Annotated in this window: 19 protein-coding genes and 1 tRNA gene; 5 read left to right on the top strand and 15 right to left on the bottom strand. The window is 65.4% G+C overall.

Features of this window, described 5'->3' with window-relative positions; genetic code table 11:
• Both PHP91_RS13540 and ispG read right to left on the bottom strand, forming a co-directional pair.
• Positions 1 to 1,655, bottom strand: a 1,655-nt coding sequence (locus tag PHP91_RS13540; protein ID WP_300141658.1) for a proline--tRNA ligase, incomplete at its 3' end; no start/stop codon positions are given.
• Positions 1,656 to 1,658: 3 nt separating this feature from the next.
• The gene (ispG, locus tag PHP91_RS13535; RefSeq protein ID WP_300141655.1) at positions 1,659 to 2,729 is read right to left on the bottom strand and encodes a flavodoxin-dependent (E)-4-hydroxy-3-methylbut-2-enyl-diphosphate synthase; all 1,071 of its coding nucleotides are present in this window, start codon (positions 2,727 to 2,729) and stop codon (positions 1,659 to 1,661) included.
• A 180-nt stretch (positions 2,730 to 2,909) separates the two neighbouring features.
• Between ispG and PHP91_RS13530 the strand changes: the two genes are divergently transcribed.
• The gene (locus PHP91_RS13530; protein WP_300141653.1) at positions 2,910 to 4,901 is read left to right on the top strand and encodes a methyl-accepting chemotaxis protein; all 1,992 of its coding nucleotides are present in this window, start codon (positions 2,910 to 2,912) and stop codon (positions 4,899 to 4,901) included.
• Positions 4,902 to 5,236: 335 nt separating this feature from the next.
• On the opposite strand, the gene PHP91_RS13525 is transcribed toward PHP91_RS13530, so the two are convergent.
• From PHP91_RS13525 to PHP91_RS13495, 7 genes are all read right to left on the bottom strand, one after another.
• Complete coding sequence (locus PHP91_RS13525; protein ID WP_300141651.1) at positions 5,237 to 5,755, bottom strand: 4Fe-4S dicluster domain-containing protein; 519 nt, start codon at positions 5,753 to 5,755, stop codon at positions 5,237 to 5,239.
• Positions 5,756 to 5,765: 10 nt separating this feature from the next.
• Positions 5,766 to 6,845 (bottom strand): nickel-dependent hydrogenase large subunit, encoded by a 1,080-nt coding sequence (locus PHP91_RS13520; RefSeq protein WP_300141648.1) that lies wholly within the window; start codon positions 6,843 to 6,845, stop codon positions 5,766 to 5,768.
• 11 nt (positions 6,846 to 6,856) lie between these two features.
• Positions 6,857 to 7,225 carry an NADH-quinone oxidoreductase subunit C gene (locus tag PHP91_RS13515; RefSeq protein WP_300141645.1) on the bottom strand — a complete coding sequence of 123 codons (369 nt, stop codon included), beginning with the start codon at positions 7,223 to 7,225 and terminating at the stop codon, positions 6,857 to 6,859.
• Positions 7,226 to 7,244: 19 nt separating this feature from the next.
• Entirely contained in the window at positions 7,245 to 7,688 is a 444-nt protein-coding gene (locus PHP91_RS13510) for an NADH-quinone oxidoreductase subunit B family protein (RefSeq protein WP_300141643.1), read from the bottom strand.
• Between the two features lie 3 nt (positions 7,689 to 7,691).
• Complete coding sequence (locus PHP91_RS13505) at positions 7,692 to 8,540, bottom strand: complex I subunit 1 family protein (RefSeq protein ID WP_300141640.1); 849 nt, start codon at positions 8,538 to 8,540, stop codon at positions 7,692 to 7,694.
• Positions 8,540 to 10,435 (bottom strand): proton-conducting transporter membrane subunit, encoded by a 1,896-nt coding sequence (locus tag PHP91_RS13500; RefSeq protein ID WP_300141637.1) that lies wholly within the window; start codon positions 10,433 to 10,435, stop codon positions 8,540 to 8,542. The genes PHP91_RS13505 and PHP91_RS13500 overlap by 1 nt, the downstream gene beginning before the upstream one ends.
• 337 nt (positions 10,436 to 10,772) lie before the next feature.
• Positions 10,773 to 11,450 (bottom strand): phosphoadenosine phosphosulfate reductase family protein, encoded by a 678-nt coding sequence (locus tag PHP91_RS13495; protein WP_300141634.1) that lies wholly within the window; start codon positions 11,448 to 11,450, stop codon positions 10,773 to 10,775.
• Positions 11,451 to 11,503: 53 nt separating this feature from the next.
• Between PHP91_RS13495 and PHP91_RS13490 the strand changes: the two genes are divergently transcribed.
• The 3 genes from PHP91_RS13490 (at position 11,504) to PHP91_RS13480 (ending at position 12,929) form a co-directional block, all read left to right on the top strand.
• The gene (locus PHP91_RS13490) at positions 11,504 to 11,935 is read left to right on the top strand and encodes a pyridoxamine 5'-phosphate oxidase family protein (protein ID WP_300141631.1); all 432 of its coding nucleotides are present in this window, start codon (positions 11,504 to 11,506) and stop codon (positions 11,933 to 11,935) included.
• 49 nt (positions 11,936 to 11,984) lie between these two features.
• Positions 11,985 to 12,061: transfer RNA gene (locus tag PHP91_RS13485), tRNA-Arg, on the top strand.
• Between the two features lie 244 nt (positions 12,062 to 12,305).
• Entirely contained in the window at positions 12,306 to 12,929 is a 624-nt protein-coding gene (locus PHP91_RS13480; protein ID WP_300141628.1) for a phosphatase PAP2 family protein, read from the top strand.
• 75 nt (positions 12,930 to 13,004) lie between these two features.
• Here PHP91_RS13480 and PHP91_RS13475 read toward each other — a convergent pair whose 3' ends face one another.
• The 6 genes from PHP91_RS13475 to PHP91_RS13450 form a co-directional block, all read right to left on the bottom strand.
• Positions 13,005 to 13,202 (bottom strand): DUF2892 domain-containing protein, encoded by a 198-nt coding sequence (locus PHP91_RS13475; protein ID WP_300141625.1) that lies wholly within the window; start codon positions 13,200 to 13,202, stop codon positions 13,005 to 13,007.
• Between the two features lie 34 nt (positions 13,203 to 13,236).
• A complete protein-coding gene (locus tag PHP91_RS13470) occupies positions 13,237 to 14,958 on the bottom strand; it encodes a M14/M99 family metallopeptidase (protein WP_300141661.1) in 1,722 nt (573 codons plus the stop codon).
• A gap of 64 nt (positions 14,959 to 15,022) precedes the next feature.
• Positions 15,023 to 15,730 carry a hypothetical protein gene (locus tag PHP91_RS13465; protein ID WP_300141622.1) on the bottom strand — a complete coding sequence of 236 codons (708 nt, stop codon included), beginning with the start codon at positions 15,728 to 15,730 and terminating at the stop codon, positions 15,023 to 15,025.
• A complete protein-coding gene (locus PHP91_RS13460) occupies positions 15,727 to 16,986 on the bottom strand; it encodes a L,D-transpeptidase family protein (RefSeq protein ID WP_300141620.1) in 1,260 nt (419 codons plus the stop codon). Before PHP91_RS13460 ends, PHP91_RS13465 begins: the two co-directional genes overlap by 4 nt.
• 161 nt (positions 16,987 to 17,147) lie before the next feature.
• Positions 17,148 to 18,443: an adenylosuccinate lyase gene (purB, locus tag PHP91_RS13455; protein ID WP_300141617.1), complete on the bottom strand. Its 1,296-nt coding sequence runs from the start codon at positions 18,441 to 18,443 to the stop codon at positions 17,148 to 17,150.
• Between the two features lie 64 nt (positions 18,444 to 18,507).
• Positions 18,508 to 18,825, bottom strand: coding sequence for a zinc ribbon domain-containing protein (locus tag PHP91_RS13450; protein WP_300141614.1), 318 nt, complete (start codon positions 18,823 to 18,825; stop codon positions 18,508 to 18,510).
• A gap of 338 nt (positions 18,826 to 19,163) precedes the next feature.
• Between PHP91_RS13450 and PHP91_RS13445 the strand changes: the two genes are divergently transcribed.
• Positions 19,164 to 19,667, top strand: coding sequence for a hypothetical protein (locus tag PHP91_RS13445; RefSeq protein WP_300141611.1), 504 nt, complete (start codon positions 19,164 to 19,166; stop codon positions 19,665 to 19,667).
• Positions 19,668 to 19,781: the final 114 nt, after the last annotated feature.

Here is a 19,781-nt window from a genome sequence, read left to right as displayed (position 1 = left end):
TCGCCGGTCTTGCGGTCCTTGGCCTCGACGATGCCGTTTTGCATCCCCTTGCCGCCCAGGACGAGCTGCATGGGGTAGCCGATCAGGTCCGCCTCCGCGAACTTGACGCCGGGGCGCTCCTTGCGGTCGTCGTAGGCCGCGTCCACGCCCTGGGCCTTGATGATCCCGTAGAGCTCCTCGGCCTTGGCGTCCACGGACTCGTCCTTGCCGCCGAGCGAGATCAGGCAGACCTCGAAGGGCGCGATGGAGGGCGGGAAGCAGCAGCCGTTCTCGTCGTTGTTCTGCTCGATGGCCGAGGCCACGATGCGCGACACGCCGATGCCGTAGCAGCCCATGACCATGGGCTGGGTCTTGCCGTTCTCGTCCAGGAAGGTGGCCTCCATCCTGGCCGAGTACTTGAGGCCGAGCTTGAAGACGTGGCCGACCTCGATGCCCTTGGTGAACTCGATGGGCGCGCCGCACTCCGGGCAGGCGTCGGCGGGCTCGATGACCCGCAGGTCCGCGAAGCCCTCGACCGCGCAGTCGCGGCCCAGGGAAAGGTGGGCGACGTGGGTGTCCGCCTTGTTGCCGCCCGCCACCCAGTCCGTGGCCAGGCGCAGCTCGTTGTCCGCGTAGACCGGAACGTCCCCGGCCAAACCGGCGGGTCCGGCGAAGCCCACGGGCGCGCCGGTCAGCCGCTTCACCGTGGCCTCGTCCGCGAACTCGATCTCGTTGCCGCCCAGCAGGTTGCGCAGCTTGACCTCGTTGAGCTCGCGATCGCCGCGCACCAGGGCGGCCACGGGCTTGTCGCCGTCCACCACCAGGAGCAGGGTCTTGATGAGCTTGTCCGGCGAGATGGAGAGGAAGCCGCAGACCTCGTCCACGGTGTGGGCGCCGGGAGTGTGGACCGGCTCCATGGCCGGGCAGTCGGCGTTCGTCATGTCCGCGCCCTCGGGGACGGCCACGCGGGCCTTCTCCAGGTTGGCCGCGAACTCGCAGGCGGTGCAGGAGGCGATGGTGTCCTCGCCGGTGTCGGCCAGGACCATGAATTCGTGGGAGAAGTCGCCGCCGATGGCCCCGGAGTCGGCCTGGACCGGCTTGAAGCGAAGGCCAATGCGCGAGAACGCCTTCTTGTACGCCTCGAACATGTTCCAGTAGGACTTCTCGGCCCCGTCCTCGTCCTTGTCGAAGGAGTAGGCGTCCTTCATGATGAACTCGCGGCCGCGCATCAGGCCGAAGCGGGGACGGATCTCGTCGCGGAACTTGGTCTGGACCTGGTAAAGGTTCAGGGGCAGTTGCTTGTAGGACTTGACCTCGCCGCGCACCAGGTCGGTCATGACCTCCTCGTGGGTGGGTCCGAGGCAGTAGTCGCGGTCGTGCCGGTCCTTGAAGCGGAGGAGCTCCTTGCCGTAGTAGTCCCAGCGGCCGGTCTCCTGCCAGAGGTCCGCGGGCTGGACCGTGGGCAGCAGGACCTCCAGGGCCCCTGCGCGGTCCATCTCCTCGCGCACGATGTTCGCCACCTTGTTGATGGAGCGCAGGCCGAGCGGCAGGTAGTTGTAGATGCCGCTGGTCAGCTTGCGGATCATGCCCGCGCGCATCAGCAGTTTGTGGGAGACCACCTCGGCGTCGGCCGGGCTCTCCTTGAGGGTGGGGATGTAATAGCGGGAAAGACGCATGTATCAACCTCTCCTTTCTTCGAGGAATTTCTCTATTTCCTTCATGAATTCCGGCAACAGGTTCTTGTCGCCGTGGACCTTGCGGACCACCTCGCCCTTGCGGAAGATGATGCCGAGGTCGCGGCCCCCGGCGATGCCGATGTCCGCCTCGCGCGCCTCGCCCGGTCCGTTGACCACGCAGCCCATGACGGCCACGGTGAAGACCTCCTCCACGCCCCGGAGCGCCTCCTCCACCTGCTCGGCCAGGCGGATCAGGTTGATCTCGGTGCGGCCGCAGGTGGGGCAGGAGACGATCTCCGGCCCGCGCTCGCGCAGGCCCAGGGCACGCAGAATCTCGTAGGCCACGCCGATCTCGGCCACCGGGTCGTGGGTCAGGGAGACGCGCAGGGTGTCGCCGATGCCCTCGGCAAGCAGGATGCCCAGGCCCACGGCCGACTTGACCGCGCCGCGCACCAATGTCCCGGCCTCGGTGACGCCGATGTGCAGGGGGTAGTCCACCCGCCCGGACATCAGCCGGTAGGCGGCCACGGTCTTCAGCACCGACGAGGACTTGAGCGAAATCTTGATGTCGTGGAAACCGCGCTTCTCCAGCATGGCCACGTGGCGCAGGGCGGACTCGACCATGGCCTCGGGCGCCGGGCCGCCGTATTGCTTCAGCAGGTCCTTCTCCAGCGAGCCGGAGTTGACGCCGATGCGGATGGGCGCGCCGCGCTCGGCCGCCGCGCGGACCACCACGTCCACCTTCTCCTCGCCCCCGATGTTGCCGGGGTTGATGCGCAGGCCGTCGAAGCCCGCGTCCAGGGCGGCCAGGGCCAGCCGGTGGTCGAAGTGGATGTCCGCGATGAGCGGCACGGGCGACTCGCGGCGGATGTCGGCCAGCACGGCCGCGGCCCTGTCGTCGGGCACGGCCAGGCGGACGATCTCGCAACCGGCGTCGGCCAACTCGCGGATCTGGGCCAGGGTGGCGGCCACGTCCCGGGTGTCGGTATTGCACATGGACTGGACGCGGATCGGGTTTTCCCCGCCGATGCCGACGCCGCCCACATGCACGGTTCTGGTCTGCTTGCGCTGCATAGGGACCGGGACGTTACCCGATTTCACCCGCCAAGCCAAGAGGCGCGAAGCACGCCTCGCTGGCCGCCGCGGGAGGAAGCGGCGTCACCCGGCCTACACCAAAATATAATGGAACGGATTGCCGGAGAGGCATAGCCTCTTTATCATCTACAGCCATTGTCAACAAGGAGGGCGGACCAAATGTCAACACTCAACATACGGGCGAAAATCCTTCTCGCCTTCACTCTTTCCCTCATTTCCCTCAGCGTGGCCATCCTCGCCGTCAGCCTGACCTCCATCTACAGCGACTCCATCGAACACAGCTCCACCTCCGCCTCCGGCCAGCTCGAACACATCGACGGCACCATTTCCATGTTCCTGAAGGAAGCCATCAACAACACGGCCATGATGGCAGAGGACCCGCGCGTTCGCCGGGTGGACGAAATCCTGACCAGCTTCATGGGCGAAAAACGGGGGACGAACGAGCCGTTGCCCGAGGACCGGCTCGGCAGGGAGATTCGGGGAATGTACCAGATGATCCTGCGCTCGCACCCCAGCTACGTGGACTGCTACATCGGCACCAACCAGGGCGGATTCATCATCGGGGGCAACGACCCCATGCCAGCCGGGTATGACCCGAGGGCCCGGCCCTGGTACAAGGAGGCCGCCGCCGCCCCGGACAAGGGGATCATTTCCAAGGCCTACGTCTCCACCAACGGCGACGCCATGATCTCCACGGCCAAGGCCGTCAACGAAGGCGGGACCATCCTCGGCGTGGCCGCCATGGACATCTCCCTGTCCCAGTTGACCAAGCTGGTGGAGCAGGTGCGCCTGGGGGAGACCGGGTACGTCATGCTGGTGCAGGACGACGGCGTGGTCATCGCCGACCCGGCCGACAAGGCGCACAACTTCAAGAACGTCAACGAACTCGGCCAGCCGCTTTACGGCAAGGCCTTCGCCTTGACCGGCGGAGCTCTCCGGGGCGACCTGGACGGGAAGGAATACATGGCCATCGTGCGCACCTCCCCGACCCTCAAGTGGAAGTTCATCGCCCTGATCCGGATGTCGGAGATCATGGCCCCGGTCTGGTCCAACGCCAAGACCACGGCCGCCATCTCCCTGTTCGTGCTCCTGGTCATCGCCGCAGGCCTTTGGGTCTACCTGAACCGTCTGGTCATCACGCCCCTGTCCAGGATCGTCGGAGTGCTCAAGCGCGCGGCCACGGGCGACTATACGGAACGAATCCAGGATGCGCGCCGTGACGACATGGGCGAAATCTTCGCCGCGCTCAACGCCATGTCCGACAGGCTGACCGCCGTTGTCGCCCAGGTCGTGGAAGGCAGCGCCAACGTGGCCACGGGAAGCGGCGAGCTCTCAAGCACCTCCCAGGCCCTGTCCCAGGGTGCGACCCAGCAGGCCGCTTCCCTGGAAGAGGTCTCGGCCTCCATGGAGGAGATGGCCTCGAACATCAGCGCCAACGCCTCCAACGCGCGCGAGACCGAGGGCATCGCCGCCAACGCGGCCCGCAACGCCAAGACCGGCGGCGAGGCCGTGACCCGCACCGTGGAGGCCATGCGCCAGATAGCGGACAAGATATCCATCGTCGAGGAGATCGCTCGGCAGACCAACCTTCTCGCCCTCAACGCCGCCATCGAGGCCGCCCGCGCGGGCGAACACGGCAAGGGCTTCGCCGTGGTGGCCGCCGAGGTGCGCAAGCTGGCGGAACGCAGCGGCCAGGCCGCCGCCGAGATCAGCGAGCTCTCCTCCTCCAGCATGGAGGTGGCCGACAAGGCGGGCAACCTGCTGCGCGAAATGGTCCCGGACATCGAAAAGACGGCGGAGCTCATCCAGGAAATATCCATGGCCAGCAACGAGCAGAACGCGGGGGCCGAGCAGATCAACCAGGCCCTCCAGCAGCTCGACCACGTGGTCCAGCAGAACGCAGCCGCCTCCGAGGAGATGGCCTCCACCTCCAACGCCCTGGCCGACCAGGCCAACGGGCTGCAGCGGATCATCTCCTTCTTCAAGGTGAACCTGGGCGACCAGGCTCCCCCGGGCTCCTCCGCCCGGCCGAAGGCCAAGCCCGCGGCCGGGAAGCCGCTGCCGCAGGCGGCTTCGGCCCCGGGCGGACGCGAGGGCGGCATGGTCCTCGACCTGGACGAAGGCGACAATGCGGAATTCGAGCGATTCTAGCCCCGGGCCCGCCGCCCTCCCGGCCGTCGTCCTCCTGGCGGCCGGGACCGCAGGGGCGGCGGGCCCGGAACTCGCCGCCGTCCGCGAGGCCCCGCCCGAGGTCCGGGCCTGCATGGAACAGCGGGCCGGAAAACAAATCATGGACCGGGAATACGGGGGCCAACGCCTCGTCCCGGCCCAGCTTCCCCGCGACGCGGCCGAGCAGGTCGTCTACCGCAACGCGGGGCGGGTATGCGGCGTGGGCCTCGCACGCCGGCGCCCCCGCCTCTCCCCGAAAAAAATGAAGGGCCCCGGCAAAATGCCGGGGCCCTGTTCTTTCGCCGGGGCGGGAATGGCTACTTTTTGCCCTTCTTCTCGTCCTTCTTTTTGTCCTTGGCGGCGGGCCTTTCTTCAGCTTTGGCCTCGGGCGCAACCTCGGTCGCGGCCGGGGCGGCCTCTTCGGCCGCGGCGGCGGACTTGTCCAGGACAGGGGCCGTCCCCTTGGGAGCGGCGTCCTTGGGCGTTTCCTTCTTCTTGTGCCGGGGCGGGGTGCCCTGCTCGATCCACTCGGTCTTTTCGGTCGAGGGCTTGCGGTGCACGTCCTTCATGGACAGGCACTTGACCGGGCAGACATCCACGCAATAGCCGCAGTAGATGCAGGCGTAGGGATCGCACTGCCAGGTGCCCTTGTCCCGGTCCACGGCGATGCACTGGCTGGGGCACTTGCGCTCGCAGGAGCTGCAGAAGATGCACCGGTCGATGTCGATGACCAGTTCGCCGCGATATTTCGGGAACGGCTCACGCACTTCGAAGGGGTACTTCCGCGTGGCGGGCTTCTTCAGCAGGTTCTTTACGACGGTAGGCGTAAACAGCATGGCGCCCTCCTTAGCGTTCGGTGCAACTGATGCACGGGTCGATGGACAGGACGATGACCGGGACGTCGGCCAGCTCGCACTCCGGCAGCATGGCCAGAAGCGGCGGGATGTTGGCGAACGTGGGGGTGCGGATGCGCAGCCGGTCCAGGTTCTTGGTGCCGTTGCCCCGGATGTAGTACATGCACTCGCCGCGCGGCTGCTCCACGCGGTGGTAGACCTCGCCCTCGGGCGGGTTGCCCTTGACCTTGACAGCCAGCTCGCCCTCGGGGAGCTTGCTGATGGCCTGGCGGACCAGGTCGGCGGACTGGAGCACTTCGCGGAAACGGACCGTGGAGCGCGCCCAGCAGTCGCCGGCGGTCTCGACAACGGGCTCGAAGTCGAGGAAGGCGTACCCGCCGTAGCCCTGCTGGCGCATGTCCTGGGCCACGCCGGAGCCGCGCAGGGTCGGGCCCGCCGCGCCGAGCTCCCAGGCCTGGGCCTTGGTCATCACGCCGATGCCCACGGTGCGGGTCTTGATCGTGTAGTCGTTCATCATGGTGTCCTGCAGTTCCCGGACCTCTTTCTCCACGATGTCCAGCTCGGACAGGATCCAGCGCAACTGGTCCGGGGAGAGGTCGGCGCGGACGCCGCCGATGATGTTCACGGACACGATGACACGGCTGCCCGCCGTGGCCTCGTTGATGTCCATGATGCGCTCGCGGATCTTCCAGAACTGCATGAACAGGGCCTCGAACCCGAAGGCGTCGGCGAAGAGGCCGAGCCAGAGCAGGTGGGAGTGCATGCGGTGCAGCTCGGACCAGATGACTCGGAGCAGCTTGGCGCGGTCGGGAATCTCGATGCCCATGAGCTCCTCGATGGACTGCGAGTAGCAGGCCCCGTGGATCATGGAGCAGATGCCGCACACGCGTTCACACACGGTGATCATCTGATTGAAGTCACGGATTTCACAGAGTTTTTCCAGGCCGCGATGGACGTAGCCCAACGCCGGGATGGCTTCCTTGACGATCTCGTCCTCGACCTTGAGGGTGAGGTGGACCGGCTCGGGCAGGACAGGGTGCTGCGGGCCGAAGGGAATTACGGTGGTTGCCATTTCAGCCCTCCCTAGTTCTTGGGCCCGATCTTGAGGTTGTTGGCCAAGGGGACCTTGGTCACTTCCGGATCAAGAAGGAGCGTGCGGTTGAAGTCGAGGACCAGGCCGTCGAACTTGACGTCCCACTGGTCGCGAATCTCGTTCTCCACCAGCAGGGCGGAGAAGTAGACGCCGGAAACGCTGGGGATGGGCTTGTCCATGTCGGCCACGAGCCGCAGGTGCGTGTTCTCCAGCGCCTTGTCGAAGTGGTACAGGATGCCGATCTTGCCCTCACCCGCATTGTAGGTGGAGAAGGAGACCAGGCGCTGCCCGTCGTTCTTCATGTTCATGACCTCGCCGACAACGTTGTCGAGGGTCACGTCGATAACTTTACCTTTCATGTTTCACCTCGTGCGGAGCCTAACCGGCTTCTTCCACTTTTTGCGCGAACTTGGCCAGACCGGCGACCACGCCGTCGATGATGGCCTCGGGCTTGGCCGGACAACCCGGGACGTAGACGTCCACGGGGATGACCTTGTCGACGCCGCCCACCACGTTGTAGGCCTCGCGGAAGACGCCGCCGGTCAGGCCGCAGGCGCCGATGGCGATGACGGCCTTGGGCTCGGGCATCTGGTCGTAGATGTTCTTGAGCACCTTCTTGTTCCGGTGGTTGACCGTTCCGGTGACCAGGAGCACGTCCGCGTGCTTGGGGTTGCCGACGTTGATGATGCCGAACCGCTCCACGTCGTAGAGCGGGGTCAGGCAGGCCAGGACCTCGATATCGCAGCCGTTGCAGCTACCGCAGTCAAAATGCATGATCCACGGGGACTTGGCGCGAGATTTCTTGATGAATGAACCGAACATGACTTACCCCGCGTACAGCCAGATGAGGTTAACGACGGACAGGCCTATGCCGAGCAGCCAGACGCGCTTCAGCATCCAGCGCCAGGTCATGCGGGCCATGGTGTTGTCCACCAGGATTTCGAGCAGGTAGGTGCAGCCGATCAGCACGATCATCCAGGCCACGTTGGTGGTCCAGAAGAGCGCGCACAGGCCGAGCACCAGCACGGTCTCGTACCAGTGGGCGACCTCGATGAGGCCCAGGTAGGGGCCGGAGTACTCGGTGAGCACGCCCTTGACCAGTTCCTGGTGTCCGTGGTGCGAGGTGGAGAAGTCGAAGGGCGACTTCCGCAGCTTGATGGTCAGGGCGTAGCCCAGCGCCAGGTACATGAGCGGCATCTTGGCCAGCAGCGGCTGGTCCACTTGCCAGACGGCGCTCACGGAGAAGCTGCCGGTGACCAGGTAGAAGCCGACGAAGACCAGGATGAGGACCGGCTCGTAGGCCAGGACCTGGAGCAGCTCGCGCTGCGCGCCCACCTGCGAGTACGGGGACTTGGCGGCCATGGCGCCCATGACCATGAAGACGGCGCCCACGGCCTGCACGAAGAAGATCAGCAGCAGGTCGCTCTGGGCGAAGAACAGGGCCAGCGAAGTCGCGGCCGCGATGACGTACACCCAGGAGCAGAGAATCTGCCACTGGTTGACGACCATCTTCTCTTTGCCGAACAGCTTGGCCACGTCGTAGAAGGCCTGGGTGATCGGCGGCCCCTGCCGGGACTGGAACCAGGCGGTGACGCGGCGGTCCAGACCGGCGATCAGGCCGCCGAGCACCGGACCGGCCACCAGGCCGATGATGACGAGAATGAGCGTATCCATTAGAGAGCCCCTCCCAGCATGAGGACGATCAGGGCGACCGCCAGCGCGTTGAAGATCGGAGTGAGCTTGCCTTCGGCGAACAGCTCGCCCAGGTACAGGTTACCGGTGGAGAACGGCACGGGGACGTTCATGGGGCCGATGTAGGTGCCCGCCTCGCCTGCGTTGGAACCGGCCAGGTAGGGCGGCGCGATCCGGACCTTGCGGAAGCCGGAGGCGGCCTTGACGGCGTAGATCAGCCCCAGGGCGAACACGATGAACAGCGGGCCCACGACGAAGGCGCCCGTGGAGGCCTCGAAGGAACCGAACCGAATGATGAACGGCGGCGCGTTGAACATGGGCGCCACCATGGTGTTGTAAATCCACGGCGAGAACAGGGACAGGACCACCGCTCCGCCGCACAGCAGCATCAGGGGCAGCCGGGTCAGCAGGGGCTGGCGCTCCGGGGCCGCGTTCGCCTCGCGGGAGGCCATCAGGGAACCGGCCCAGCGGGCCAGGTAGACGACCATCAGGGCCGAGCCGGTGGCCAGCATGATGACGACCCAGATGTTGCCCGCGGAGGCCTCGATGGCCATCCACTTGCCGAGCAGCACGCCGAACGGCGGCAGCATCATGGTCAGGATGCCGATGACGGTGATGAGCGCGGTGCGGGGATGCCTCGCATAAAGGCCGCGCATGTCCTCGATGTCACGGGAGCCGATGGCCTGCTCGATGGTGCCGACGCACAGGAAGAGCAGGGACTTCGAGATGGCGTGGAAGAGGATCAGCAGCATCGCGGCGGAGATGGCCAGCGGCGTGTTGATGCCCGCGCAGCAGATAATCAGCCCGAGGTTGGCCACCGTGGAGTACGCGAGGATCTTCTTGCCGTTGGACTGCCCCACGCCGAGGGCGGCGCAGGCCAGGAAGGTGAACGCGCCGCAGATGGCCACGCCGTCGGAGAGCAGGGTCCCGGCGAAGACCGGGGCGAAGCGCAGGATGACGTAGACGCCCGCCTTGACCATGGTGGAGGAGTGCAGCAGAGCGGAGACCGGGGTCGGCGCGACCATGGCGCCGAGCAGCCAGCTCTGGAACGGCACCTGGGCCGCCTTGGTGAACCCGGCCAGACACAGGAAGCCGACGCCGGTGACCATCAGCGCGCCCTGGGAGGCTCCGCCGAGGATGGCGGCGATGTTCAACGTGTTCGCCTGCATGTAGACGAGCATCATCCCGATGACGAAGGCCAGTCCGCCAAGGGAGTTCATCCACAGGGCCCGGACCGCGTTCCTGGTGGCGATCTCGGTGGCGTCGTGGCCGATGAGCATGAACGAACACAACGTGGTCACTTCAAAGAAGAAGTAGAGCCACAGGATGTTGTTGGCCAGAACCAGGCCGTTCATGGCGCCCAGGAAGAGCAGCAGGAAGAAGAAGAACCGCGGCTGGCGCGACTTCTTCAGGTGCAGATGCTCCTCGTGCTCCTTCATGTAAGGAATGGCGAAGATGCAGATGAGCGAGCCGACGATGGAGATGACCAGGACCATGATCAGGGACAGTTGGTCCCCGGCCAGGGCCGGGACATCGACATGCTCGACCATGACGATCTCGAACCAGGCGAGTAAAACGACCTGCGCCAGGGTGAATCCCTGGATGAGCAGGTTTCGGTGTTTGACACCGTAAAAGAAAATGACACCGAGCAGGGCGAAATCCATGACCGTAATCAGGAAGTCGCTGCCGATGCCGAGGAAGGAACCGACTGCAAGCGGTTCGAAGCTCCCCTGCCCAAGCAACCCAAGGGACGCAGCCGCAAGGATTGCGCCCGTCGCCACGACGGTCAGATTCCGCACGGCGCTTGACCGTACGAAATAGCAGACCAGTCCCGCAACAACTGGCAGAAGAATGAGAAGCGTAAGCAGATTCGACATGATGACCTCGTTTCAGAAGATTGAAGACGAGTACAACGGACCCCGGGATTCCGGTTCACCTCCAACCGAAATCCCGAGAGCGAATGCACCAAACCCTTAGCCTAGTAAATCAACGTCAATAGGGGAAGTCACCCCCCAGGTCAAGCGCCCTTTCCCGGGAAATCACCTGATCGGAAGCGCGGATAACCTGCTTGCATTTTTGTGAAATCTCAGAAACCGGCGTGGTTGCGGGGCTCCGCCCCCGAGGAGGTGGGCGCGCCCTGCAAAAATGAAGGCGTCGATTTTATCGGGGAAAAATCCCGAGACCCGTTCTTGTGGAATGGGGCACGCGATGCATTCAGAAATAGCCCAGTCCGGTGAGCCGGGAGAGGACCTTTTCCTTCTCGCTATTGCGGCCGTCGCGCTCCCCGGCCCCGGCAGTCGGCAGGGCCGTGCAGGGACGGCAGCCCAGGGAGCGGTATCCCTGGTCGTAAAGCTCGCAGTGGGGCAGGCCGAAGCGGTGGTGGAAGGCCCAGACGTCCCGCTCGGTCCAGTCCAGGATCGGGTTGACCATGACGTAGTCCGGGTCGCGGCGTGACTCCAGGGGCGCCCGGCCCGCCCGGTCCGGGTGCTCGTCGCGCCGGATGCCGGAGATCAGGTGGGTGGCCCCGGTGGCGCGGATGGCCGCCTTGAGGGGCTCGACCTTGAGCTCGCGGCAGCAGGCCACCGGGTCCCTGGCCAGGGGATAGCCACGCAGGTCCGCGCCCGGCCGGGCCACATGAAGGTCCACGCCCCACTCCCCGGCCATGCGGTCGCGAAAGGCCAGGACCTCCGGGAACTTGCACCCGGTGTCCAGGTTTATGGCCCGGACCGGCCCCAGGCCGCCGTGGTCCAGGATAGCCTTCCAGATAAACAGGGCCACGGTGGAGTCCTTGCCCCCGGTCCAGGCGACGCGGACCCCGGCCGGGTCCACGGACCGGGCCAGGGGGGCGAGCAGCGCCTCGGCCGCTTCGACAAGTTGTTCCAGGGTTGGCATGGTACTGGGATTTATAATGGATTACGGGACTCGATCCGGGTAGGGATTTTGGCATGAGCACCGAAAAATTGCAACTCATCGACGACCTTGTCCTGGGCAACGACATCTGCGTGCTGGCCACCTCGGACGGCTTCAAGCCCCATGCATCGCTCATGCACTACTTCGTGGACCACGCGGCCATGAAATTCTACTTCCTTTCTCTCGAAGGGTCGCGCAAGAGCCGCAACCTGATCAAGTGCCCGCACGTCAGCATGGTCATCGACCGCCGGTCCGAGGGAAAGGCCGTGACCATCGAAGGCGTCCACTCCCCGGTCCAGCGGCGGCAGACCGTGGAGGCGATCACCCATCTCTTCGTCCTGCGCCACCCGCAGCTCAAGGAATTCGCCGAGCGGCCGGACACGCGCCTGATCCGCATCGAGGCTCGCGGCGCGCAGTTGGTGGACATTGCCGGCGAGTCATTCTTCACCAAATTCCAAAATTCCTGAAAAACTGCTTGACGGTCCCTCACCGAGAGCATAAACACTTTTCCACCGCGCGCCCGTGGCTCAGCTGGATAGAGCATTCGGCTACGAACCGAAAGATCGCACGTTCGAATCGTGCCGGGCGCACCACCGAGAACAAAAGCCCTTTGCCAAACCGGCGAAGGGCTTTTCTCTTTTGGGCGTTGTCCCCCTGCCGTGGGGATTTCGGCTACCCCCCGTAGCCGTTTCCTGCTACGGTCGGTCCACGACGCGTCTCCGGCGCGGAAGGACCGTTTCCGCCCGTGACCGGGTTTACGGCCGGCGCGGCGGGAGTCGCGCCCATCGTCACGGGCCTGCACTGATCGGGCCTGGAGCTATGCCGAGGTAAAAACAGATGGATCGGACCCTGGCCAAGACCCTGCTCGCCGCCGCCCTGGTCGCGGCCCTCATCGTGCTCTCCTATTTCTTCCTGGACCGGCACGCCGCCTGGGCCGCCCACTCGCTGGCCCCGGCCTGGCGGCACCTGGCGGGACGGATATCCCTGGCCGCCGACCAGACGTTCTTCACCGTGCTCCTGGCCATCGGCTTTGCGGCCGGGGCGGCGGACGCGCTCCAGAATGGCCTGACCGAGCGATCCAGGTCCCTGCTCTACCTCTGCGCCTGCGTGAGCGCGGCCATGCTGGCCGGCGACGTGCTCAAGGAGTGCTTCGGCCGGGCCAGGCCGCCGCTGCTGTTCGAAAAAGGCGAATACGGATTCTCTCCGCTGGCCGGCGACTACATGCACTTTTCCTTCCCGTCCGGGCACTCGCTGCGCATCTTCTCCGGCATGACGGCCCTGGGGCTCATCCTGCCCGCCCTGCGCTACCCGGCCCTCGGGCTGGCCGTGCTGGTGGGCGCGGCGCGGGTGGCCGCCCTCCGGCACTACCCATCGGACGTGCTCTTCGGCGCGTTCATCGGCGTCACCGCCGCCCTCTGGGGCTGGCGGATACTCCATCCCTACGGCCGCAAGCGCGATTAGCGGCTGTTGAAAAACGGCTGTCCGGCGCGCCGCCTGCCCCCTCCGCAACACTCGCGGGGGGCCGGTCGGCGTCGGCTAGCCGTCGCAGCCCTTCACGCCGAGCTTCCTGAGAATGGTCATGGCCGGGCACCAGCCGGTGATGGCCGACTGGAGGAGGTTGCCCCCCACAAAGGCCGTGATCCAGAGCCAGTACGTGGTGTGAAAGTAGGCGAGGAGCAGGCTCGCCAGGACCAGGAATCCGGCCATGCCGCGCAGGATGCGTTCCACCGTCATGTCGTCAACCTCCGTTGAGACGCAAGGGGGGGGCCTATCGTTCCGCCATGCCGCCCGCGGTGAAGGTCATGGAACCGATGTCGCCGAAGGTCGTGGCCTGACGCACCGTCAGCTTGAGCGGCTTGGCGTAGTCCACCGTGAAGGCGTTGCCCAGGGCCAGGGGCTGGTCGTCCGTGGTGGCCAGCAGCTTTTCGCCGGGGCCGTTGGACCAGGCTCCCTCCAGCACGTACCGGCCTTCGGGCAGCCGGTAGCTCCCGCCCGGGGTCCAGGGAATGAGCAGGGACTGGCCCCGCTCGTCCGCCAGGCGCAGGGCGTGCACCGTGCGGGGGGAGATGTCCACGTAGAATTCGGACGCGGGCGCGCCGGGCGTCTCGCGCACCACGCGGAAGCGGGAGGCGCCGGGGGTGTCGGCCTTGAGGTCGTACTTTCCCATGAAATTGTCGGGGTCGAGGATGATCTCCCACCCCAGGTCCTGGCCGTTGTTGGCCCAGGGAATGGCCACGAACCCCTTGAGGTTGACCACCTCCTGGAGATCGCTGCCCCAGATGCCCTCCAGGATGAGCTGGTCGCCCTCCACCGTGCGCAGGACATCGCCCGCATGGACGAAAATGGGGTTGCCGTTGAGCCAGCAGACGAAGACGGGCTTGTCGTCGCCCGGCGGGCTCGGCAGCTTGCCGGTCCAGCGCACCTCGGCCTTGGCCAGCCTCTCGCCGTCGCTCCGCAGCTCCAGCTCGGAGAAGGGCTCAAGGACCATGCGCCGCGCCTGCATCAGGTTCACGCCGGGCCGGTCCGAGGCGAACAGGGCCAGCTCGGGCGAGAACTCCCTCGGGCCGTCGGAGAGGGTGCGCACGGCCAGGGTGGAGCCGGGGGCCAGGTTGATGACCTCGCCGCTGGCCAGGGTCCGGCCGTTGACGCTGACGCTGACCCCGCGCCCGGCGTAGGCGCGGACGTCCGCGTCGGTGAACTCGGGCGGGGTGACGTGCACCCCCAGGCGGGAGAGGAGCAGGATGGTGGCCGCGAGCTGCTGGCGCACCTTCCAGCCGATCTGGCGGATGTTCTTGCTCACCTCCACGGCCATGGCCGGGATGTTGTGCTGAGCCAGGGCGTAGCAGGTCAGGGACTTGCGCATTTCCGGATAGTTGGTGCCCTGGTCGAAGGTGCGGGTGTTGAAGAGCTTGAACTGGTAGTCCGCAGTGGGGATGGAGTCGTTCAACTCCTTGAGCACGGAATTGACCGTGTCCTCAAGGTCGATCTTGTGGTAGACCAGGGTGTCCACGATGATGGACTGGCCGTAGCGCATGGGATTTCGCAGGCTGTCCACGTAGGTCGGGCTGTAGAAGCCGCTGCCCTCATGCAGGTGGATGAAGGCGTCGGACCGGCACAGGAAGTAGCGGATGACGCGGGCGACGCGGTCCTCGTAGAACCGGTTGTAGTCGCGGTCGAAGCGCCGGTTCATGTCCACGTTGATCTGCCGCTTGTGCAGGTTGATGGACGGGACGTTGGCCCTGGGCAGGACGATGAGGTTGCCGCGCGTGACCGTGGCCCGGCTGAGAAGCTGGGCCGTGATGAACCCGGAGGACTCGTCGCCCTGGATGCCGCCCTGGACCATGACGGTGGGGCCGGGCGCCTCGCCCTCAAGGTACGCGACCCGGAGCGGGTACTGGGTGCCCGCGAAGAAGGAATGCTCCCAGGACCCCGCCGCCGAGGGCGCGGCGAAGGCCAGCAGGCAGAGTATTCCGAAGAGGATGCGCGTCACCAAACCAGCTCCTTTCGATTCCACGGGCCGCCGGGCCGGGCGGAGGGCGAAACGGCGGGCCGCCCTAAGCGAGAATATGGTAGAAGGGGTAGGTTTCCGCGAAGATGACATCGCCGTCGTTCCCCTTTATCACCAGCCTCAGGCCGAAAATATCCTTTTCCTCCATGCCGTCGGGCAGGGAGAAGGTCGTCTGGATGCGCTTGAACCGCTGGATCTGGAAGACCAGGTCCCGCGCGTTGGTCTTGGCGGGCACGGTCCGGCCGTTCTTGGTGACGAAGGAGAAGTCGGCCTTTCCCGTCACGGTCTTGTTGGCGGCCTGGAGGTTGTTCAGCTCGAAGCTGACGTCCACGTTGCGGCCGGCCAGCTTGGCCTGGATGTTCTCCACGCCCACCTGCTGCGTATCCACGCCGGTGAAAATCTGATTGAGGTCGACCTCGGGCTGGTCCGGCTTGCGCTCCACCTCGGTGGTGGCGGCGGCGAGCAGTGACTGGAGCTCCGCCGGGTCGTAGGACTGGAGGATCTTTTCCATGTTGGAGAGGCGTTCGAGCCGGACCTCGGCGTCCACCAGCCGCTGCTCCATGTCCTTGTTGGCCTCGCGCAGGTTCGCGTTGATCCGCAGGCCGCGCACGCCCATGTAGATGCCTCCGGCGGCGCAGAGCAGCAGAAAGAGCTGGGCGAAGATGAACATCTTGAGCCAGAACGGGCTGACGCGATACCGGGTCACGTCGCGGTCGTCCCGCATGAACAGCACGCTGTATTTCGAATCGCTCATCGTCCGCGTCTCCACTGCTCGCTTTCAATTTTCCAGGTGCCGTGCTCCGGCGTCAGGATCATGGTCTTCCGCCCCACGTCCGAATAGCCGGTGGCGTCCTCGAAAGTTTGCAGGAAAGCCACCTGGAGCCCACGGGAATCCGGGGTTACCTCCAGGTCGTCAACTTTCACTTTAACAGGAGCCGCTTTTGCCCACAACGTCTTTTTGTAATCAATAATGTCGGTTGCGCCTTTGCGCCCGCCCAGCTCGGCCGAGGGCGAGTAGAATCCCGCGTAGGCCGCGGCGTCCATGGCGAGCCAGGCCTCGCGCCAGCCCTCGATGAGGGTCCTGACCTCGCCGGACACGGCCGTCAGGTATTTGCCGCTCAGGTCCTCGCCCGCGGGCACGTATTCGCGCCCCGCGATGCGCCACTCTCCGTCCGGCCCCTGCTTCCAGTAGAAGCGCTTGCCCGTGGTGGAGGCCATACCGGAGGTGCGGTAGTACTGGTCGAACCAGGTCACCCAATAGCCCGGCCCGGGCACGGCCCGGATGTTGTCCACCATGACCTGAATCCAGGGCTTGGCCGCGAAGACGTTGCGCTTGTGGTCCACGAAGGACTTGAAGTCGCGTCCCTCGGAGAGGGTCATGAGGGCGGGGTCGTAATAGCTGAAGAAATGGTCGCTCTGCGCCCCCCAGTCGCGGGCCCAGTCGCGCAGCCTCCCGGCCAGCAGGTCGGCCGTGGCCTCGCCCTCGCCCTGCTCCTTTGTCCAGGAGAGGTCCGAGGCGATGACCACGGGCATCCCGTAGGCGAGTTCGCGCGCCATGTCGCGCATGTCGGGCACCTTGAGGGCCACGCAGCCGCGAGTGTCGCGGGGCAGGAACTGCTTTCCCCGGCCGTGCAGCCAGATGCCGCCGCCGGTCTTGCCCATGATCCGGTCCACGGGGTTGGGGTAGTTGAGAGCGTAGGCCAGGTCGCCGTAGAGGTCCCAGTCGAGCTTGCGGTTGATCTTGTTCCCCACGAAATAGACGCCCTCGGGGGTGCGCAGGTCGCCCTCCTCCGACTTGTCGCCCAGGGACTGGCCCGTGGTGCAGGGGAAGCGGCGCACCTCGTGCAGGGGCGACTTGCGCTCCAGCATTATCAGCGTCTGTGCGGACTTGTCCACGGCCAGGATGCGCTCCGGCCCGTAGTCGTGGGAGGAAAGCGTGAGCGACCATCCCCCGGCCAGCGCCGGGGTCCCGCTCAGGATTAACATCAAGACCGCAACGAGCAATCGCATGAGATACTCTGCCAACTCCTGCCTGGATTCCCTGTTCCCGAAGGCCGCCGTCCCGCGATATCCGGCGCTCCCGCAGCGCCGCGCGCGCCCGGGCGCACGAAACAGTAATCGTTCTTTCGGCCCGAGGTCAATGCGAAGTCGCCTCCTCGCCGCCCGTCCGGCTACTCGCCGAAGACGCGGCGGAAGATCACATCTTCATATCGTTTGTAATACGAGGGGTCGAAGGCTTCGTCAAGGTCGTTAGCCGCAAGATGCTTGTTTACTTCCGGATCGTTGCGGATCTCGTCCTCGAACTGGACCTTGTTCTCCCAGCAGCGCATGGCCACCTTCTGGACCATCTCGTAGGCGGCCTGGCGCTTGAGCCCGGTGGCGATGAGCTTGTTGAGGATGCGCTGGGAATAGAAGAGGCCGAAGGAGCCCATGAGGTTGCGCTCGATGTTGTCCGGCTTCACCACCAGCCGTTCCAGCACGCCGCACATGCGGTGCAGCATGTAGTCCACCAGGGCCGTGGAGTCGGGCATGATGACCCGCTCGACGGAAGAGTGGGAGATGTCGCGCTCGTGCCACAGGGCCTGGTTCTCCATGGCGGCCATGGCGTTGCCCCGGATGACCCGGGACAGGCCGCACAGGTTCTCGGCCGAGATGGGGTTCTTCTTGTGCGGCATGGCCGAGGAGCCCTTCTGCCCCTTGGAGAAGCCCTCCTCCACCTCCAGGACCTCGGTGCGCTGCAGGTGCCGGAGCTCCACGCCGAGGCGCTCGATGCCCCCGGCCAGCATGGCCAGGGCGGTGAAGAACTGGGCGTAGCGGTCGCGCTGGACGATCTGGGTGGAGTGGGGGTCGGCCTTGAGCCCGAGGATGGCGCAGGCGCGCTCCTCCAGTTCGGGGCTCAGGTGGGCGAAGGTGCCCACGGCCCCGGAAATCTTGCCCACGCGGATGTTCTCGCGGGCGGCGTCGAACCGTTCCTTGTGGCGCTGGAACTCGGCGTGGAAGCCCGCGAACTTGAGGCCGTAGGTGGTGGGTTCGGCGTGGATGCCGTGGGTGCGGCCCATGCAAAGCAGCCCCTTGTGCCTGTGGGCCATGTCGGAGAGCACGGCCAGGATGCGGTCTATCCCCTCGGCCAGGATGTCGCCCGCGCGGGTGAGCAGCACGCCGTTGGCCGTGTCCACGATGTCGGACGAGGTGCATCCAAGGTGGATGTAGCGCGAGCTCGGCCCGACCTTCTCCTCCACCGCGGTGAGGAAGGCGATGACGTCGTGCTTGGTGGTCTCCTCGATTTCGAGGATGCGGTCCGGGTCGAAGTCCGCCTTGGCGAGGATCTCGTCGCACGCCTCCTGCGGGACCCTTCCCATTTCGGTCCAGGCCCTGGTGACGGCCAGTTCCACTTCCAGCCAGACCCGGTACTTGTTCTCCAGGGTCCACAGCGCCCTCATCGCCGGGCGGGAATATCTCTCAAGCATGTCTCTCCCTCGGTAAGCTGTGTCGGATCATGAAAAAAGGCAGCCGCGGCTGCCTTTTCACGACTTATGAGGCCGAGCCTGCGGACGATGTGTCCGAGGCTTTTTTCGCGGGGGCCGCATCGGCGCCCCCCGATCCCGACTTGGCCGGGCAATGGGAAGCTTCGGCGGGCGTGGCCGCCTCTCCCGGCTGGGAGCCGGAGTGCTGTCCGCCGTAACCATCCGCGAACCAGCCCCCTCCCTTCAAATGAAAGGAGGAGTGGGAAATAAGCCGTTTGGACTTGCCGCCGCACCGGGGGCAGTCCACCTCTTTTTCCTCGAACCCGGACTGCCAGTCCTCGAACACGGCCTGGCATTCCTTGCACTGATACTCGTAGATGGGCATTGCGATCTGACCTGCGGTTTTCGAAAGTTTGAAATCCGAAGGACGGGGGCCGCGCTACTTGGCGGCGGCCTTCGCCTCCTTGATGGCGGCCTTGATGGCCTTCTGGCGGCGGTGACGCTTGCGATCCAGTTCCTTCATACGCTCATGCTTCTTGTGACGTGCCATGGTGGTCTCCTTGATATTTCGGCCCGGTGGGGCTTTTCTTCCTTGCGAGCCGCACTTCATATAACAATGGGACCCCGTTTGTCCACCCCCCGCGATCCACATTTTCCCTTGACGCAACCGGCCCGGATGACCATATTCCCCCCCAAAACAACAGCACGAGGGGACCAGCCGCCATGATAAAAAGCGTCAGCATCAAGAACGCCGTCAGGGACACGGTGGAAATTTTCCAGTTCGACCAGTGGATGCGGTTCTATTTCGTCAAGGGGGAAGGCGAGGACCTGCGGGTCGAAATCCCCGAGGATGTCATGGAGCAGGTGAAGGCGGACCATCCCGCCCTGTACCGCCTGGCCGACATCTCCAACAACGGCGCCATCGACTACCAGCGCTCCCAGGAGAACGTCTGCTCCTACGTGGCCGCGCACCTTGGCGGCGAGAAGTACGACGCCACGGTCCTGCCCCAGGTCTTCGACAACGCCGCCTTCAAGATCGAGATGTACATCTTCAACGTCTGGCTCAAAATGCACGAGGCGCACCTGGACGAGGAATACCTCGACTTCGGCCAGTGGCTTGAGATGTACGAGGGCTGGAACTCCCTGGACGAGGTCAAGGCATACCGCAAAAAGCTGCTGGAAAACGGCACCGACCCCGGAATGCCCGCCTGCGGCACGGCCCAATAGCCACCGCCGAAAGAAAAAAAACGAAGCCCCCGGAACCACGTTCCGGGGGCTTTTCTTATGCGGCCCCATGTCAATCCCTCCCATTTGCCCTGTCTTCGACTGTTCACAGGCCAG

This window comes from Pseudodesulfovibrio sp. (assembly GCF_028692895.1).
Taxonomy (GTDB): Bacteria; Desulfobacterota; Desulfovibrionia; order Desulfovibrionales; family Desulfovibrionaceae; genus Pseudodesulfovibrio.
Note: the sequence above shows the minus strand (reverse complement) of the source record. Positions and strands in the feature narration are given on the sequence as shown.